This window comes from Bacillus coreaensis, from assembly GCF_050586445.1.
Lineage (GTDB): Bacteria > Bacillota > Bacilli > Bacillales > Cytobacillaceae > Robertmurraya_A > Robertmurraya_A coreaensis.
The window spans coordinates 17977-36775 of sequence record NZ_JBOCCY010000019.1; the positions used below are offsets into that span (position 1 = coordinate 17977).

General features: G+C 38.4%; 19 protein-coding genes. 18 read left to right on the forward strand and 1 reads right to left on the reverse strand.

Annotated elements, in window-relative coordinates:
• The first annotated feature begins 81 nt into the window (after positions 1-81).
• The 4 genes from noc (at position 82) to ACQ5H4_RS20210 (ending at position 3836) form a co-directional block, all read left to right on the forward strand.
• Complete coding sequence (gene noc / locus ACQ5H4_RS20195) at positions 82-957, forward strand: nucleoid occlusion protein (RefSeq protein ID WP_430776768.1); 876 nt, start codon at positions 82-84, stop codon at positions 955-957.
• A gap of 450 nt (positions 958-1407) precedes the next feature.
• Positions 1408-2169, forward strand: a complete 762-nt coding sequence (locus ACQ5H4_RS20200) for a ParA family protein (RefSeq protein WP_119710426.1) — start codon at positions 1408-1410, stop codon at positions 2167-2169.
• Complete coding sequence (locus tag ACQ5H4_RS20205) at positions 2162-3016, forward strand: ParB/RepB/Spo0J family partition protein (RefSeq protein ID WP_430776769.1); 855 nt, start codon at positions 2162-2164, stop codon at positions 3014-3016. The genes ACQ5H4_RS20200 and ACQ5H4_RS20205 overlap by 8 nt, the downstream gene beginning before the upstream one ends.
• 103 nt (positions 3017-3119) lie before the next feature.
• A complete protein-coding gene (locus ACQ5H4_RS20210) occupies positions 3120-3836 on the forward strand; it encodes a DUF554 domain-containing protein (protein ID WP_430776770.1) in 717 nt (238 codons plus the stop codon).
• Positions 3837-3869: 33 nt separating this feature from the next.
• Here the strand turns inward: ACQ5H4_RS20210 and yyaC are convergent, their stop codons facing one another.
• Complete coding sequence (yyaC, locus tag ACQ5H4_RS20215; RefSeq protein WP_430776771.1) at positions 3870-4508, reverse strand: spore protease YyaC; 639 nt, start codon at positions 4506-4508, stop codon at positions 3870-3872.
• Between the two features lie 247 nt (positions 4509-4755).
• Here yyaC and ACQ5H4_RS20220 point away from each other — a divergent pair, with 247 nt between their 5' ends.
• From ACQ5H4_RS20220 to ACQ5H4_RS20285, 14 genes are all read left to right on the forward strand, one after another.
• Positions 4756-5649, forward strand: coding sequence for a mechanosensitive ion channel family protein (locus tag ACQ5H4_RS20220; protein WP_430776772.1), 894 nt, complete (start codon positions 4756-4758; stop codon positions 5647-5649).
• Positions 5650-5660: 11 nt separating this feature from the next.
• Positions 5661-5858, forward strand: a complete 198-nt coding sequence (locus ACQ5H4_RS20225; RefSeq protein WP_430776773.1) for a DUF951 domain-containing protein — start codon at positions 5661-5663, stop codon at positions 5856-5858.
• Between the two features lie 18 nt (positions 5859-5876).
• A complete protein-coding gene (locus ACQ5H4_RS20230; protein WP_430776774.1) occupies positions 5877-7901 on the forward strand; it encodes a molybdopterin-dependent oxidoreductase in 2025 nt (674 codons plus the stop codon).
• Positions 7902-8048: 147 nt separating this feature from the next.
• The gene (ychF, locus tag ACQ5H4_RS20235) at positions 8049-9149 is read left to right on the forward strand and encodes a redox-regulated ATPase YchF (protein ID WP_430776775.1); all 1101 of its coding nucleotides are present in this window, start codon (positions 8049-8051) and stop codon (positions 9147-9149) included.
• 114 nt (positions 9150-9263) lie between these two features.
• A complete protein-coding gene (locus ACQ5H4_RS20240) occupies positions 9264-9785 on the forward strand; it encodes a phosphatase PAP2 family protein (RefSeq protein WP_430776776.1) in 522 nt (173 codons plus the stop codon).
• An 11-nt stretch (positions 9786-9796) separates the two neighbouring features.
• Positions 9797-10948 (forward strand): glycosyltransferase family 4 protein, encoded by a 1152-nt coding sequence (locus ACQ5H4_RS20245; protein WP_430776777.1) that lies wholly within the window; start codon positions 9797-9799, stop codon positions 10946-10948.
• A gap of 127 nt (positions 10949-11075) precedes the next feature.
• Positions 11076-11363, forward strand: coding sequence for a 30S ribosomal protein S6 (rpsF, locus tag ACQ5H4_RS20250; protein WP_430776778.1), 288 nt, complete (start codon positions 11076-11078; stop codon positions 11361-11363).
• A gap of 72 nt (positions 11364-11435) precedes the next feature.
• The gene (ssb, locus tag ACQ5H4_RS20255) at positions 11436-11957 is read left to right on the forward strand and encodes a single-stranded DNA-binding protein (protein ID WP_430776779.1); all 522 of its coding nucleotides are present in this window, start codon (positions 11436-11438) and stop codon (positions 11955-11957) included.
• A 50-nt stretch (positions 11958-12007) separates the two neighbouring features.
• Positions 12008-12247, forward strand: a complete 240-nt coding sequence (rpsR, locus tag ACQ5H4_RS20260; RefSeq protein WP_066059822.1) for a 30S ribosomal protein S18 — start codon at positions 12008-12010, stop codon at positions 12245-12247.
• A 127-nt stretch (positions 12248-12374) separates the two neighbouring features.
• Positions 12375-13313: a YybS family protein gene (locus tag ACQ5H4_RS20265; protein ID WP_430776780.1), complete on the forward strand. Its 939-nt coding sequence runs from the start codon at positions 12375-12377 to the stop codon at positions 13311-13313.
• 28 nt (positions 13314-13341) lie between these two features.
• Entirely contained in the window at positions 13342-15315 is a 1974-nt protein-coding gene (locus ACQ5H4_RS20270; RefSeq protein ID WP_430776781.1) for a DHH family phosphoesterase, read from the forward strand.
• Entirely contained in the window at positions 15312-15761 is a 450-nt protein-coding gene (rplI, locus tag ACQ5H4_RS20275; RefSeq protein WP_430776782.1) for a 50S ribosomal protein L9, read from the forward strand. The genes ACQ5H4_RS20270 and rplI overlap by 4 nt, the downstream gene beginning before the upstream one ends.
• 129 nt (positions 15762-15890) lie before the next feature.
• Positions 15891-17255 carry a replicative DNA helicase gene (dnaB, locus tag ACQ5H4_RS20280; protein WP_430776783.1) on the forward strand — a complete coding sequence of 455 codons (1365 nt, stop codon included), beginning with the start codon at positions 15891-15893 and terminating at the stop codon, positions 17253-17255.
• Between the two features lie 194 nt (positions 17256-17449).
• The gene (locus ACQ5H4_RS20285; RefSeq protein WP_251522989.1) at positions 17450-18742 is read left to right on the forward strand and encodes an adenylosuccinate synthase; all 1293 of its coding nucleotides are present in this window, start codon (positions 17450-17452) and stop codon (positions 18740-18742) included.
• Positions 18743-18799: the final 57 nt, after the last annotated feature.

The following is an 18799-nucleotide window of genomic DNA, read 5'->3' on the forward strand; positions in this document are numbered from 1 at the left end:
AATCATTGCATGTTTGGGCAGGAACTTGATTTTTTTTATAGAATACATTAATAGGGAGTTTCGTAAAGGTGGTGCAGGGTGATGAAGCAGACTTTCACACGCTTTTTTGGCCTAGGCGAAAAAGAGGGACAAGCTGAAGAGACGGAAGAACAGGTTGAAGTATTAACCGAAGCAGATCATGAAGAGATAAAAAAAATACCAATCGATTCAATTGTACCGAATCGCTTCCAACCAAGGACGGTATTTGATGAGGACAAAATTGAAGAACTCTCACGGACGATTCACATACACGGAATCATCCAGCCAATTGTTGTAAGAGAATTTGAAGAAGGTACGTTTGAAATCATCGCTGGCGAGCGAAGATGGAGAGCGATGAAAAAGCTTGGCTGGGATGAAGTCCCTGCCATAGTGAAAAATATGAATGATACAGAAACGGCTTCTGTCGCATTAATAGAAAACCTTCAAAGAGAAGAACTTTCACCAATTGAAGAGGCTATAGCCTACGGGAAACTATTGGAATTACACAATTTAACTCAAGAAGCTCTTGCGCAAAGGTTAGGGAAGGGGCAATCGACCGTAGCGAATAAACTTCGCCTATTAAAGCTGCCGAAAGAAGTACAAGAAGCATTATTAAATAAATCAATAACCGAAAGACATGCGCGATCTCTTATTCCTTTGAAAGATGCAGAGAAGCAAATAAAATTATTAGAAGAAGTTATCGAGAAAAACTTAAATGTGAAACAAACAGAAGATCGAGTGTCCAAGCTTTTAGCAGAAACGTCTGAAAAGCCAAAACCGAAGCGGAAGGCTTTTAGCAAAGATGTAAGAATTGCTGTTAATACCATCCGTCAATCTCTGTCCATGGTTTCAGATAGTGGCATCAACTTAAACTCTGAAGAGGAAGAGTTCGATGATTTCTACCAAATAACAATTAAAATTCCTAAAAAGAAACAATAGATTAAGAGAAGCTTTGTTGAGCTTCTCTCAGACTGTAGACGACTCATACACGTTGAGTTTGTCTGCAGTCTTTTCTTTTTAAATAAATGTAGGTAGATTTACCTTTACTTATTCGATACACTAGTTGATTGGAGCGGAAGGCGCTTGACTCCTGGGGGATTAGCATTACAGGCGAGACCCCGCAGGAGCTTGCTCCGAGGAGGCTTGGCTAATGCCCCCCGGAAAGCAAGCGCCTGGAGTGGAAATCAACTACACAATTCAAAGTAAAATAAAAAGATATCGAGAGATTATGGTCTCGATACTTTTTTTGTTATTTTTTTCAATTAACATCCTAGGGAAATAAAAAATATGATTCTCGTATCTTTTTCATGATAGAATAGAATACGTGATTGTTTTTTTAAAGTTTTAAAATGTAAATGTTATTATTGAAGATAAAGGTAGGTGACACCATTGGGGAAAGTTATTGCCATTGCGAATCAAAAAGGAGGAGTTGGTAAAACAACAACTTCTGTAAACCTAGGTGCCTGCTTAGCATATATAGGGAAAAAAGTATTGCTAGTCGATGTTGATCCACAAGGAAATGCCACAAGTGGTGTTGGTATTGAAAAAGCTGACGTGGAGCAATGTATATATGATGTATTAGTTGATGACGTTGAGGCAAAGGAAGTTATCATGCCTACATCCGTTGAAAACCTATATGCTATCCCCGCTACGATTCAGTTAGCAGGTGCAGAAATTGAACTTGTTCCAACCATATCAAGAGAAGTGAGATTAAAAAGGGCTCTTGAAGAAGTAAAGGGATCGTACGATTATGTCATTATCGACTGTCCACCATCATTAGGCTTATTAACCTTAAATGCGTTAACAGCCTCAGATGCTGTTCTTATTCCAGTTCAGTGTGAATTTTATGCACTGGAGGGGTTAAGTCAACTTCTAAATACGGTACGACTCGTTCAGAAGCATCTAAACCAAGATTTAAAAATCGAAGGTGTTCTGCTCACGATGCTAGATGCCAGAACAAATCTTGGACTTCAGGTTATTGAAGAAGTAAAAAAGTATTTTCAAGATAAAGTATACAAAACGATTATTCCCCGAAATATCCGCTTAAGTGAAGCACCGAGTCATGGGGAGCCGATTATCATTTACGATCCAAAATCTAGAGGTGCAGAAGTCTATTTAGATTTGGCAAAGGAAGTGGTTTCACATGGCTAAAGGACTCGGAAAAGGGTTGAACGCGTTCTTTGCAAACATAGATGAGCCAAACAAACAGGAATCAATTACGGATGTTAGTTTGAAAGAAATACGACCTAATCCTTATCAGCCGAGGAAGATTTTTACCCAAGAGGCAATTGAAGAGCTAAAGCAATCCATTATTGAGCATGGAATTTTACAGCCTATAATCGTTAGAAAAAGTATAAAGGGCTATGATATTGTTGTTGGTGAAAGACGATTTCGAGCAGCAAAAGAAGCGGGGCTCGAAAAAGTACCTGTTGTCATTCGAGAATTAACTGAACAACAAATGATGGAACTTGCCGTACTTGAGAACTTACAAAGGGAAGATTTGACACCAATTGAAGAAGCAGCAGCCTATCAGCTTTTAATGGAAAAGCTCTCTTTAACACAGGAGCAGTTGGCTAAAAGACTTGGGAAGAGTCGGCCGCATATTGCCAATCTTGTTCGTTTATTAACACTGCCACCAAAAATCCAACAGCTGATCTCAGATGGAAAGATTTCTATGGGACATGGCCGCGCCTTACTTGGACTTAGAAAAAAAGAAAAGTTACCTCTTATTGCTGAAAAAACGATGAAAGAAGGCTTGAATGTTCGCCAGTTAGAACAACTTATTCAACAGTTGAATGAAAATGTTCCACGTGAAACAAAGAAGCCAAAGCCAGAGAAAAATGTTTTTATTAAAGAACGCGAAGGATTTTTGCGTGAGAGGTTTGGCACAACGGTAAATATTAAAGAATCAAAAAATAAAGGGAAAATTGAAATAGAATTTTTCTCAAAAGATGATTTAGAAAGAATTCTCGAGTTATTAAATAATAATCAGGAATAGAAAGTGTAAAAACCATCAAATGGGATGGTTTTTTTTGTGAGTTTTATGCTATATTGATAGCATGTTTTTTCGAGAAACGAAATAATTATAATAGGTGAATAGGATGTTTTTATTAGGTACTCTTGTAAATGGTTTATTGATCGTGGTAGGGGCATTGTTAGGGAAGCTTCTTCATAGGATTCCGGAAGCGATGAAAACAACTGTTATGTTTAGTATTGGTCTTGCTGTGGTTGTCCTCGGACTTCAAATGGGTTTCAAAAGTGAAAATTTCCTCATTGTCATCATTAGTCTTGTCTTTGGCTCAGTGCTTGGAGAATTGCTAGACTTAGACGGGAAGTTGAATGCTCTAGGTGCATGGCTGGAGAGGAAGGTAGGGGGTTCCCAGCAAGGTAGCATTGCAGAAGGGTTTGTAACGGCAACGCTTATTTTCGTAATAGGTGCTATGGCTATTATTGGTGCACTCGATAGCGGTATTAGGGGTGACCATGATGTATTATATACAAAATCCATTATCGATGGATTTACTGCACTAATTTTGACGACCACACTTGGAATCGGTGTTATTTTTTCTGCTATTCCGGTCATGCTCTATCAAGGAGCTATAGCTGCTTTTGCTACCCAAATTGATCGTTTGGTACCAGATGCACTTATGACTAGCTTTATAGCTGAAATGACAGCTACTGGTGGAATTATGATTCTTGCCATTGGATTAAATATTACCGGAATCACGAAAATACGTGTGGCCAATATGCTTCCAGGTATTTTAGTCGTTGCCGTAATAGTAACTATTATGTCATTAACAAAAACTATACTAGGATAACAAAAGAGGCCTACTAGTAAGGGCCTCTTCTTTTTATTCTCTACCACTAATTGCGTCTTTTGTTGTGTGATTTCCAATGTTTTTCCATTTAGTAATAGGTTGATAAGTAACACTTGCTTGATAAATTCCGTTCGCAATGACTTTAGCCATTTTTAAAACTAAGTTCAATCTTGTGTTTTGTAGGACGAAATATTCCATAAATCCACTCACATTAACGATTCCAGTTATATGGTAATCACCTACAGATGGAAGTTCTTTATTTACTCCAGCTCCTGGCTTAACAGGACCATCAGCTAGTTGAATAAAACCAACACTTTTTAGACGACCTAAGCAAGCATCAATCGCAATAATGATAGGGTTAAAATGTTTCGCTTTAATTTCCTCAAGCTTTTCAACTAAGTTCACTGCATGAATAGGGTTCTCGAGGGTTCCATAAACGTAAAAGGAGTTCATTCTTTTTTCTTCAAGAAGTGTGCCGACGAGTGGTCCCAATGAATCCCCTGTAGAACGATCAGTTCCAATACAAACAAATACAATCGGACGTTCAATGGTAGCTACTGGTAGAATGGATACTAGTTCAATTGCTAGTTTGTGAGAAGCACGTTGATCCTCGTAGGAAATCCTTGCACCATTGTCTTCTTTCTTATCAAAAAAGCTAGATTTCAAGTTCACTGGGTCCACTCCTTCGTAAATTGTAGTAACAGTATACGGAAGAAAAACGAATTGTATACGTACTGTTTATGTAATTTGGAAAAGGGGTAGTTGGAAGGAGACTTTCTATTTTACTAGACAGGTCTTGGGAACTCTTTGGTAGTAAAATTATAGGTAATTTGAAGGAGGAAACCCTTTATACTACAAAGGGAGTATAGAAATTGATAAAATAAGTAAAATCTCCAACAATATATGATGAGGTGATTCGATGAAGTACTGGGAGAAAATAATAAATGATTTAAAAGAAAAAGCGATGAACGAAGATTTATGGCTTTCTTTAGGAGAAGGAGCACTGAAAATCATAGCAATCTTTATCCTTTCAGGAATTTTCATAAAGGTTGGAAAAGTGATGATTGAAAATGTTTTTAAAGTCCGAACTCGTTCACCCTTACGCGTATCGGAGCGAAGGGAAGCAACATTACTAAAATTGCTTCAGAACGTCCTAACATATGTAGTGTACTTTATAGCCTTTATGATGATATTATCAACATTAACGATAGATGTAAGTGCAATGCTAGCAGGAGCTGGGATCGTTGGGCTTGCCGTTGGTTTTGGAGCTCAAAATCTTGTTCGTGATATTATCACGGGGTTCTTTATTATTTTTGAAGACCAATTTTCTGTGGGTGACTTTGTTCGAATAGGACAATTTGAGGGAACAGTTGAAGAGATTGGTTTAAGAACAACAAAGATTAAGACATGGACAGGGGAACTTCATATTTTACCAAATGGGAATATTACAGAAGTAACAAACTTCTCCTTGTATAATAGTATGGCAGTTGTTGATATAAGTCTTTCATATGAAGGAGATATTTCAAGAGCTGAACAAGTAATTACAGAATTATTAGCTGGTTTGCCAGAAAAATACGAGGAAATGGTTAAACCACCTGAAATACTAGGAATTCAAAATTTAGCTGCATCCGATGTTGTATTGCGAATAGTGGCGGAAACTTTGCCAATGAAGCATTTTATAGTGGCTCGTGCCTTACGTAAGGAACTAAAAGCCTGTTTAGATAAAAATGGTATTGAAATCCCTTATCCACGCCTTGTCATGTACTCTCGTCAAGATGAGGTTACCCCTAAGAAGGCATTGGGAAATGAATAGGAGTGAGAGCATTGGAGCAAAAGGAATTTAACTTGAATGACGTGGTTGAAATGAAAAAGCCCCACCCATGTGGAGCCAATCGTTGGAAGATCATACGTTTAGGGATGGATATCCGTATCAAATGTATCGGATGTGACCATAGTGTGTTAATTCCAAGAAAGGAATTCTCACGTAAGATAAAAAAAGTATTAGAAAGAGCGGAGAGCTAGAGAAGTAGGGGGATGAGTATGGCGAGTACGTATACTTCTGCATGTCCGTTAAATTGTTGGGATAGCTGTGGATTTAAAGTAACAGTCGAGGATGGAAGGGTAATTCGGGTGGAAGGAGATGAAACCCACCCGATTACAAAAGGGAAAATCTGTGGAAGAGGTCGGATGCTTGAAGCACGAACCAATTCTGCTGAACGAATTCTCTATCCTTTAAAAAAGATAAATGGCGAGTTTCATAGAATTTCATGGACCCAGGCACTAGATGAAATAGCTGAAAAGATGTCCTGGTTAAAGGAAAATAAGGGAACCACTTCTATTTTGCATAGCCATGATTATGCCAATGGAGGTTTATTAAAAAATCTCGATCAGCGTTTCTTTAATAGTTATGGTGGTGTAACAGAGTTAACAGGCTCACTATGCTGGGGTTCAGGAATTGAAGCACAAAACTGGGATTTTGGCGATGCATACAGTCATGCTCCTGGAGATGTGCTGAATAGTAAAAATATCGTGATATGGGGCAGAAATGTAGCTCGAACGAATATGCACTTCTACTCTGTTCTACAAGAAGCAAAACGTAACGGATCCAAACTTTACGTAATAGATCCGTTATATAATGCAACTGCGAAGATAGCGCATAAACATATTACAGTTAAACCAGGGACAGATGGAATTCTAGCGGTAGGTATAATGAAAGAGCTCTTACGATTAAAACTGGCTGACGTAGACTTTATTGAAAAATATACAGTTGGATTTACTCATGTTAAGGAATTAATTCAATCTGTTTCTCTTGAAGAGATTAGTAGAATCACGGAAGTATCGATAGATGTCATAACAGAGCTTGCGTATTTATATGGAGATGGTCCAACATCCACGTATTTTGGGTTAGGAATGCAGCGTTATGGGAATGGGGGAAATACCATTCGACTCATTGATGCCCTAGTTGCTATAAGTGGAAACATTGGAATTCGTGGCGGTGGAGCAAACTATGCGAATAAGCAGGTAGGACAGAGCTTTCAGTTTGGTGAATTAACATTATCGGAGCGGCGGAAAGAGGCTCGAAATTTTACCATGATGAAGCAGGCAAAAGGGATATTAGAAGCAGTGAACCCAACAATTGAAATGATTATTGTAACTTGTGGAAATCCAATTGCACAAGTGCCTAATACAAATGAGATGATTCAAGCTTTTTCTTCTGTTGATACGTTAGTGGTGATTGATTCATTCATGACAGATACAGCAGAAATGGCTGATTTTATTCTTCCGACAACAACAGCATTTGAAGAAGAAGACATTTATTATTCTTCCATGTATCATCATTATGCTAACTATGGTCCAAAGCTTGTTGAGGCACCAGGAGAAGCAAAATCAGATTTATGGATTTGGACAGAATTAGCGAATCGACTTGGTTTTGGTGAGGATTTCAACTACTCTAGAGATGACTGGATGACAATGGCCATTCAACATTTAGAGGGTAAAGGAATTACGCTTCAAACATTTAAAGAGAATGATCATGTGGAACTTCCAATAGATGAAGTTCCATGGAGTGATTTTCATTTTAAAACACCAAGTGGCAAATATGAATTTCTTTCTAACCGAGCGATCCAACAGGGGGGAGATGGACGTTTGTCTTTATCTTTACCTAATGAATCGACCATCACAACTCCTGAGTTAGCTCAGAAATACCCATATCAGCTTTTAACTATCCATCCGATGCGCTCCAACCATTCTCAACACTATCATTTATTTGCTCAACAACCAAAGCTTCGAGTTGAACTATCGGTAAATATTGCCGAGGAGCTTAATTTAGCAGAAGATGATTATGTAGAAGTATGGAATGAACGTGGAACGGTAAAAGGCTATGTTCAAATCCTTACTAATGCACACCCAAATACTATTAATATAGATGAGGGCATTTGGAAGAAGTATGGTGGATCAGTCAACCTCTTAACCCCAAGTGAGGAATCGGATAACGGACTGGGCAGTACTTTGTATGATTGCTTAGTAAATATTAGAAAAGTAGAACAAGGTGAAACTGCCATTTAGGCGGATTCTTCTTGTTCTTGTTTTTTTGCTATCATATCTCTATAATTGTTTAAGGCTAAAGGCTTTAAAAAATAGAAAAAATGAAACAAATAGATATAGTTGTATCGACGAATTTTGGTGCGAATATATAAATGAGGAGTGACTTGGATGGCACTAACAGCAGGAATCGTAGGTTTGCCAAACGTAGGGAAATCTACATTATTTAACGCGATTACACAAGCAGGAGCAGAATCTGCGAACTATCCTTTCTGTACAATCGATCCGAACGTAGGAATTGTAGAAGTTCCAGATGAAAGACTACAAAAATTAACAGAACTTGTTCAACCGAAAAAAACGGTACCTACAACATTTGAGTTTACTGACATTGCAGGGATTGTAAAGGGTGCGAGTAAAGGGGAAGGTTTAGGAAACAAGTTTCTTTCTCATATTCGTGAAGTGGACGCTATTTGTCAGGTTGTACGTTGCTTTGCTGATGATAATATTACTCACGTCTCTGGTAAGGTAGATCCTATTGATGATATTGAAACGATAAATCTTGAGTTGATTTTAGCTGATCTTGAATCAGTAGAAAAAAGACTTGCTCGTGTTGGAAAAATGGCGAAACAAAAAGATAAGGATGCTGTATTTGAAGCAGAAATTCTTGAAATGCTTAAGGAAGCATTTGAAGCAGACAAGCCTGCTCGTACAGTCGAGTTTACTGACGAACAAATGAAAGTAGTAAAACAACTTCACTTGTTAACGATTAAACCGGTCCTTTATGTGGCTAACGTAGGGGAAGAAGATGTCGCTGACCCGTCATCAAATGAATATGTACAAAAAGTAAGAGAGTTTGCTGAACAGGACAATGCACAAGTCATTGTCGTTTGTGCAAAGATTGAAGAAGAAATTGCTGAGCTTGAAGGCGAAGAAAAGGAAATGTTTCTTTCTGAGCTGGGTATTGAGGAATCAGGTCTTGATCAACTGATTCGTGCAGCTTATCATTTACTAGGATTAGCAACATACTTTACGGCAGGTGTTCAAGAAGTGCGTGCATGGACATTCCGTAAAGGCATGAAGGCACCTCAATGTGCAGGAGTTATTCACTCTGACTTTGAGCGAGGGTTCATTCGTGCAGAAACCGTTGCTTATGAAGATTTACTAGCTGGCGGTACCATGGCTGCTGCTAAGGAAGCTGGTAAAGTTCGATTAGAAGGAAAAGAATACGAAGTAAAAGACGGAGACATCATCCATTTCCGCTTTAATGTATAAAATGAAAACCACCTTGTGAAATCAAGGTGGTTTTTTACGTTTTCTTAACAGTAAATCAACCTGATTTCAATGTTTTCGACTTAAACTGAAAGCATTAGAAAGGTGGGTGTTTAAGTGAAGCGAACAATGGATTGGATTGTAAAATCTGATGAAATCATTTTCTACTTATTAAACAAGCAGCCGTCATTATTAATTCAAATCTTTAGGTGGATTACTCATCTAGGTGGTGCTCTTTGCTCAATAGGAATACCTTTACTCGTCTGGGTGTTTGGTCCGTTAGAGCTTAGAGAAGTAGTTATCGTCGTTTACTTTTCTTTGACCTTAAGCCATTTGTTTGTCTTTTTAGCAAAGAGACAATTTCGACGACTTAGACCTCACTTATCTACTTTGCAGGTTACTATACATGGACCAACATTAAAGGATCCCTCCTTTCCGTCTGGCCATTCTACAGCAATATTCTCAGTTGTAACACCATTTATCTTATTTGATCCATTTTTAGCTCCTTTTTTGTTTCCTATTGCAATTATGGTTGCACTTTCTCGTGTAATACTAGGCGTCCACTATCCAACGGATGTATTAGCAGGTTCGTTACTAGGTACGTTCACAGCAATGGGATTTTGTCATTTATTTTTCTAGGGGGGATCAGTGTGAGAATAGCTATTTTTACTGATACATTTTTTCCGCAAGTAAACGGTGTAGCAAAGTCATTGAAAAGATACTCTGATTACCTTCTACAAAAAGGGCATACCGTAGAGATATTTGCACCTGAGTTAGAGGGGAGTAATACGTACCCCTATGTTCATCAATTTATGAGTATTCCCTTTTTTATCTATCCAGAATGTCGAACAGCATTGGCTCTACCGAATACTATCCTTGAACGGGTAGAAGCATTTTCTCCAGACTTAATCCACGTGGCTACGCCATTAACGATGGGAGTACTAGGTTCCCATGCAGCAAAAAAATTGCATATTCCTATCATTTCCTCTTATCACACACATTTTGATCAGTATCTTGATTATTACAAGCTTAGTTGGATATCCCCTATTCTGTGGAGATATTTAAAGTGGTTTTACTCTTCCTCAGAACGAATTTTTGTTCCCTCCAAGGAGACGTTAACGCATCTACAAACAAAAGGCTTCACTAACTTATCTATATGGTCGAGAGGGGTAGACTGCTCACTTTTTCATCCATCTAACCAAACCGTCAATATTAGGGAACAATATAATATAAGAGCTCCTTACATTCTGCTTTATGTAGGAAGACTTGCTCCAGAAAAAGACCTATTAACATTACAAAAGATCATTGAATATTTCTCGAAAAAGTGGAAAGAAAGCGTCCATTGGTTGATTGTAGGGGATGGCCCTAGTTTTGGGGAAATATCTAGTCTTTTGAACGAGAGCACAAATATAACAATGACGGGGTATTTAAGTGGGAATGAGCTGGCTTCTTGTTATGCAGCTAGTGATTTACTCGTATTTCCATCTCAAACAGAAACATTTGGGAACGTTGTACTAGAGGCACTTGCTAGCGGAACTCCTGCAATTGTCTCTAATCGTGGAGGAGTAAGTGGAATTGTAGAGCATAATGAAACAGGAAAGATATGTAGAGCGGGTGATTATCAAGATTTTATTAAGCAAACGGAACAATTACTCACTAATAAAGTAAGCAGGCTCATCATGGGTAAAAATGCAAGAGAATATGCACTAAAGCAAACTTGGGAAGGAATTTTTGACGATTTAATCAATGAGTGTAAACGAACGATTAAGCAGAGATTAGTTACTTTAAAAAAGAATGCATAACCTTAAAAACGAAGACTTTAATCTAATCTTGTGTTTCGCTACTTACTGTGATATAATCTCTTCTTGTGAGTAATGAATATTGCTCCTTGCCCAATTGGGCCGTTTAGACCAAAAGGAGGTGAACGTGATGAGAGCGTACGAAATTATGTACATCATCCGCCCAAACATTGAAGATGAGGCTAAAAAAGCCTTAGTAGAGCGTTTTAACACAATCTTAACTGATAATGGTGCGGAACTTACTGAATCAAAAGAGTGGGGTAAGCGTCGTCTTGCATACGAAATCAATGATTTCCGTGATGGCTACTACCAACTTGTAAAAGTTAACTCTAATGCAGCTGCAGTGGAAGAATTCTCTCGCTTAGCTAAAATCAGCGAAGATATTATCCGCCACATGGTTACTAAAGACGAAAAATAAGAATAGATAAGCACTTCTAATCTTGATGTTTCACGTGAAACATTAGACGTAGAAGAAAGGGGGTTGATTCTGATGATGAATCGTGTTGTTCTAGTCGGTCGGTTGACGAAAGATCCTGAATTACGCTATACACCAAATGGGGTTCCTGTGGCTACTTTTACACTTGCGGTCAATCGTACTTTTACGAATCAGCAAGGAGAAAGAGAAGCAGATTTCATCAACTGTGTGATTTGGCGTAAACCTGCAGAAAACGTAGCAAACTTCTTGAAAAAAGGTAGTCTTGCTGGCGTAGATGGTCGTGTTCAAACACGCAGCTATGATGGACAAGATGGTAAGCGAGTATATGTCACTGAAGTATTAGCTGAAAGTGTTCAATTCTTGGAGCCAAGAGGTGCTTCTGGTGGTTCTGCTCCTAGCGGAAACGCAGGAGGCTTCGGAGGGCAAAGAGAAGCTTCACCATACGGGAATAACAATCAGAATCAACCATATAGAAACAACAATAATAATAACCAAGGTTTTACAAGAATGGATGAAGATCCATTTGCAAATGATGGTGGTCAAATCGACATTTCTGATGATGATTTACCATTCTAAATCCTTGAACTTACGATAACTTTTATTAAAGGAGGGAAATACTCATGGCAATGGGCGGAGGACGTAGAGGTGGACGCGCGAAGCGTCGTAAAGTTTGCTTCTTTACAGCAAACGGAATCACTCATATCGATTACAAAGATGTAGATCTTCTTAAGAAATTCATCTCAGAACGTGGTAAAATCTTACCTCGTCGTGTAACAGGTACAAACGCTAAATACCAACGTAAATTAACAGTTGCTATCAAGCGTTCACGTACTATGGCATTACTACCATACGTTACTGGTGAATAATGAACGGAAAAAGACACCCTTAGTGGTGTCTTTTTTTATACTTCGTTTTGGTAACGAATCTCTATGAGTTGAATCCGTCTCTAGAACTAGATAAAATAGAAGTGATGCAATTAAATGAGGTGAGAGATTGAATAATGTTCGACAGTTAACAACAGGAGCTTTGCTACTAGCTATTTATGCAGCTCTTCTTTTGTTAACAACGTATATGCCCCTTTTAGGGATGGTAACCAACTTGTTCTTGGGATTACCTTTTATTCTTTTTGCGTATAAAAATGATCGCAAAAGTATGCTAGTGTTTTTTGTTGCTTCCATTTTACTATCACTAATTGTGGGAACAGTATTTGCCATCCCAGTAGCTATTACCTTTGGTCTAACAGGCTTAGTGATGGGGGACTTTATAAGAGAGAAGAAAAGTAGGGAAGCGATTTACTTTGGTGGCTCCATAGCCTTTCTATTAACCGTCGTGTTGACCTATGCTATTTCAGTCGCTTTTTTTCAAATCGACTTTATAGATGAAACGATAGCAGCAACCAAAGCTTCCATAGAATCATCCCTTTCAATCATGGATTCATTAGGACAAACTCCGAATGAAAAGCAGATGGAAGAATTACTTGCTGGAATAGATGCAGGGAGATATTTAAAACCAACTTTGTTTGTAATGGCTGCCTTTCTTGCCGTCTTCTTTATTCAATTAGTTAGTTTTCCTATTGCCAAACGTTTTCAAGTTGAGATTTCTACTTGGAAGCCTTTTCGTTATCTTCAGTTGCCAAAAAGTATTTTATGGATCTATTTATTTTCCATTATTGCTTCGATGATTTTTAACCCTGAAGAGGGAAGTTTTGCATTTATGGCCATTGTAAATATCGCCTTTTTGCTGCAATGGTTGATGGTTTTACAAGGATTGGCTTTCATTTATTACTTTAGTCATGTAAAGAAGTTTCCTAGAGCAGTACCGATAATGTTCACAATTGGAGTCTTGTTATTTCCACAATTACTTTATATTGTACGGATATTAGGTATAATTGATTTAGGCTTTGATTTAAGAAAGAGGTTTAAGAATCAATAAAATACACTACTGTGTGGGAGCTGAAATTATGCCTTCTTATCTAGAAAAGCGATCGATTCGCTACCCCATCTACGCATTAATTGCCATAACAGTGGTGCTTCTCGGATTAATTGCTGTGTACAATTGGTTACTAGGCTTAATCGGATTAATAGTAGCATTCCTTCCCTTTTTCTATATCTTTCAGCTTGAAAGAAAACAAAGAAAAGAAATGGAAGAATACATAACTACATTGTCCTATCGAGTAAAAAAAGTGGGCGAGGAAGCGCTCATGGAAATGCCAATTGGTATTATGTTAATTAATGATGACTACTATATTGAGTGGACGAACCCGTTCTTAGCTTCATGCTTTGAAGAGGATTCACTTGTTGGTAGGTCACTCTATGATGTAGGCGAATCACTTATTCCTTTAATTAAGCAAGATGTTGAAACAGAAATTATCACGATTCATGATCGAAAATTTAAAGTCATTCACCGTCCTGAGGAAAGACTACTGTACTTCTTTGACGTAACTGAACAAACAGAAATTGAAAAGTTATATGAAGATGAACGAACTGTCATTGCAATTATTTTCTTAGATAATTATGATGAATTAACCCAAGGGATGGAAGATCAGACAAGAAGTAGTTTGAATAATCTTGTTACATCCATTTTAAATAAGTGGGCACAAGAAAATGGCGTCTTTCTAAAAAGAATTACTTCTGAACGATTCATTGCTGTATTCAATGAAAATATCCTACAGCTGCTCGAAAAAGGGAAGTTTTCTGTTCTTGATGACGTGAGAGAAACGACTTCAAAGCAAAACGTCCCGTTGACCTTGAGCATTGGAGTAGGTTCTGGTGTATCGTCACTACCAGAATTGGGCTCACTAGCACAATCTAGTCTTGATTTAGCGCTAGGTCGTGGTGGTGACCAGGTGGCCATTAAGTTAACAAATGGTAAGGTTAAGTTTTTTGGTGGAAAGACGAATCCAGTTGAAAAACGGACAAGAGTACGTGCTAGAGTCATTTCTCATGCTCTTAAGGAGCTTGTATCAGAAAGCGATAAGGTCATCATTATGGGGCATAAAAGTCCGGATATGGACGCTATTGGAGCTTCAATAGGTATACAAAAAGTTGCTCAAATGAATGAACGTGATGCTTATATCGTCTTAAATCCAAATGATATTGATACAGGTGTTCAAAGGTTATTAGAAGAGATCAAAAAACACGAATCATTGTTTGAAAAATTTGTTACACCAGAGCAGGCACTAGAGCTTGCAACGGAGGACACCCTGTTAGTGGTTGTTGATACACATAAACCTTCATTAGTTATTGAAGAGCGTTTATTATCAAAAATCGACCATGTTGTGGTTATTGACCATCATAGACGAGGAGAAGAGTTCATTCAAAGTCCACTACTCGTTTATATGGAGCCCTATGCGTCCTCAACAGCAGAACTCGTTACTGAGTTATTAGAATATCAGCCAAAACGTGGAAAGATTGATATGCTTGAAGCAACAGCACTTTTAGCTGGTATTATTGTTGATACAAAAAGCTTTACGCTTCGTACAGGAGCTAGAACCTTTGATGCTGCTTCCTATTTAAGAGGACAAGGGGCAGATACGGTTCTTGTTCAGAAGTTTTTGAAAGAAGATGTTGATTCATTCTTAAAACGTGCTAAATTGATTGAAACGGTTTACTTTTTCAAAAAAGGGGTCGCCATTGCAAAAGGAAATAACACGCAAATTATTGATCAAATTTTAATTGCACAAACGGCAGATACCCTGTTGACGATGGACGGAATTCAAGCTTCATTTGTTATTTCGAAGCGGTCGGATCAAACGGTTGGCATTAGTGCCAGGTCGTTGGGTGACGTTAACGTCCAAATTATTATGGAGAATCTCGATGGTGGTGGCCATTTAACAAATGCAGCAACACAGCTGACTGATGTAACGATTGAGGAAGCGGAAGAAAGACTGCAAACGGCCATTCATGAGTATATGGAAGGGAGAAAGAAAGTATGAAAGTGATCTTTTTGAAGGATGTTAAAGGAAAAGGAAAAAAAGGCGAAGTTAAAAATGTTGCCGATGGGTACGCGCAAAACTTCTTGATTAAACAAGGACTTGCAGTAGAAGCGAATTCAACAAATGTTAGTACCCTTGAGGGACAGAAAAAAAAGCAAGAGAAGCTAGCTGCAGAAGAGCTTGCTGAAGCAAAAAAACTAAAAGAAACGATTGAAAAAATCACAGTAGAATTGAGTGCAAAAGCAGGCGAAGGTGGACGACTTTTTGGTTCGATCACTAGTAAGCAAATCGCAGAAGAGCTTCAAAAAAAGCATAGTATCAAAATTGATAAACGTAAAATTGAACTAGAAGATGCGATCCGTGCTTTAGGGTATACAAAAGTACCAGTAAAACTTCATACCGAAGTTCAAGCTACATTAAGTGTACACGTAAAAGAATTAAACTAAATTTGGAAGTTCCATTTCGGTATATTCATGATAAAATAGAGTAGCTAACAAAATGTGGCCCGTTTTTCTGGTCACATTTTTTCTAGTTTTCATCATATCCTCTAAGAAAGTAAAGGGAGGTTACTATAAATGAATGATTTATATGCTGACCGTCTCCCTCCTCAAAATATAGAGGCTGAGCAGGCGGTTTTAGGTGCGATATTTTTAGAACCATCTTCTCTTACAATGGCATCGGAAATATTAATTCCTGATGATTTTTACCGAGCGGCACATCAGAGAATTTTCCAAATGATGTTACAGCTGAGCGACAAAGGAAAAGCCGTCGATTTAATAACAGTGACAGAAGAACTTTCAGCTGCGAAACTCCTTGAAGATACGGGTGGAGTAAGTTATTTAAGTGAATTAGCTGGTTCGGTTCCGACAGCTGCAAATATAGAGTACTATGCTAAGATCGTTGAAGAAAAATCTTTGCTTCGACGATTGATCCGTACAGCAACAACGATTGCAACGGATGGATACACACGAGAAGACGAAGTTGAAGTGTTGTTAGGAGAAGCAGAGAAAAGTATTTTAGAAGTATCCGGGCGAAAAAATGCCGGTGCTTTTCATAATATAAAGGACGTGTTAGTCCGAACATATGACAATATTGAAGTCATGAATAACCGCGCGGGTGAAGTAACAGGGTTAGCAACAGGGTTTTCAGAGCTCGACCGTATGACAGCAGGGTTTCAACGGAATGATTTAATCATTGTAGGAGCACGTCCATCCGTTGGTAAAACAGCCTTTGCCTTAAATATTGCGCAAAACGTCGCATCAAGAACCGGTGAAAATATTGCTATTTTTAGTCTCGAGATGGGTGCTGAACAGCTTGTAATGCGTTTGCTTTGTGCAGAAGGAAATATTGATGCACAAAGGCTTAGAACGGGTTCTTTAACCGATGAGGACTGGGGTAAACTGACGATGGCTATGGGAAGCTTATCGAATGCTGGAATCTTTATTGATGATACCCCAGGGGTAAGAATTACAGATATTCGTTCAAAATGTCGCCGTTTAAAGCAGGAACATGGCCTAGGAATGATTCTAATTGACTACTTGCAGTTAATTCTAGGAAGTGGTCGTTCTGGCGAGAACCGTCAGCAAGAAGTATCAGAAATCTCTCGTTCCTTAAAGGCTCTTGCTCGTGAATTGAAAGTACCTGTGATTGCCTTATCACAGCTTTCCCGTGGAGTAGAACAGCGTCAAGATAAGCGTCCAATGATGTCAGATATCCGTGAATCAGGAAGTATCGAGCAGGATGCCGACGTAATTGCCTTTTTATATCGTGATGATTATTATGATCGTGAATCGGAAAGTAAGAACATTATCGAAATTATTATTGCGAAGCAACGTAATGGTCCGACTGGAACCGTATCATTAGCTTTTGTGAAAGAATATAATAAGTTTGTTAATTTGGAGCGGCGTTTTGATGATAATGGAGTTCCACCTGGAGCTTAATAGATTAGAAGAAAAAAAGACTAGCTGACTGGTTAGTCTTTTTTTCTATGAAAAACGAATTAATTACGAACAAAAAATATTAATCTTACAAAAAACGTTCGGGTTTTATTGACTTTTAGTGGTTCACATTGGTAAACTAATCTTGTTTGATTTTGTACGAAAAAATGTTAAGTTACCTTTGGAGGTGCTGTTATATGTCATCAGTAGTTGTAGTTGGAACACAGTGGGGAGACGAGGGAAAAGGTAAGATCACAGACTTTTTATCAGAAAATGCAGAAGTGATCGCTCGTTACCAAGGAGGAAATAATGCCGGTCATACGATTAAGTTCGGTGGAGAAACGTATAAGCTTCATTTAATTCCTTCTGGGATTTTCTATAGTGATAAGGCTTGTGTGATTGGAAATGGAATGGTTGTTGATCCAAAAGCATTAGTAAAAGAGCTTGCTTACCTACATGATAAAGGTGTAACAACAGATAATCTTCGCGTGAGCAACCGTGCACATGTCATTTTACCTTACCATTTGCGTCTTGATGAAGTTGAAGAAGAGAGCAAGGGTGCAAATAAGATTGGTACGACGAAAAAGGGAATTGGCCCTGCTTATATGGACAAGGCAGCGCGTATCGGAATTCGTATTGCTGACCTACTTGACCGTGAAGTATTTGAAGAAAAGCTGGCACGTAATTTAGAAGAGAAAAACCGTTTGCTTGAGCGTATTTATGAAACAGAAGGCTTTAAAATTGAAGATATTCTGGATGAGTACTATGAGTATGGTCAACAAATTAAGCAATATGTGTGTGATACATCTGTCGTGTTAAACGATGCACTTGATGAAGGCCGTCGCGTTCTTTTTGAAGGTGCTCAAGGAGTTATGCTGGATATTGACCAAGGTACATACCCATTTGTTACATCTTCCAATCCTGTTGCTGGTGGAGTGACGATCGGATCGGGTGTAGGTCCTACGAAAATTAAGCATGTAGTTGGGGTATCTAAGGCTTATACGACTCGTGTAGGGGATGGTCCTTTCCCAACGGAATTAGATAACGAAATTGGTCACCAAATTCGTGAGGTTGGCCGTGAATATGGTACAACTACAGGACGTCCGCGTCGTGTTGGTTGGTTTGATAGCGTAGTTGTAAGACATGCTAGAAGAGTTAGTGGAATTACAGATCTTTCTCTAAATTCCATCGACGTGTTAACAGGGATTGAAACGTTGAAGATCTGTGTGGCATATCGATACAAAGGGGAAGTAATTGAGGAATTCCCAGCAAGCTTAAAAACATTAGCTGAATGTGAGCCAGTCTTTGAAGAGCTGCCAGGCTGGACGGAAGACATCACAGGCTGCAAATCACTTGCTGAGCTACCAGCTAATGCTCGTCACTATTTAGAGCGAATTGCACAGTTAACAGGTATTCCATTGTCAATTTTCTCTGTAGGTCCAGATCGTACACAAACGAATGTTGTGTTAAATCCTTGGAGACAAAGCTAATTAAGCTAAGTCAATATTCGCCACTAATAGTAGTGGCGAATATTTTATTTAACAAAA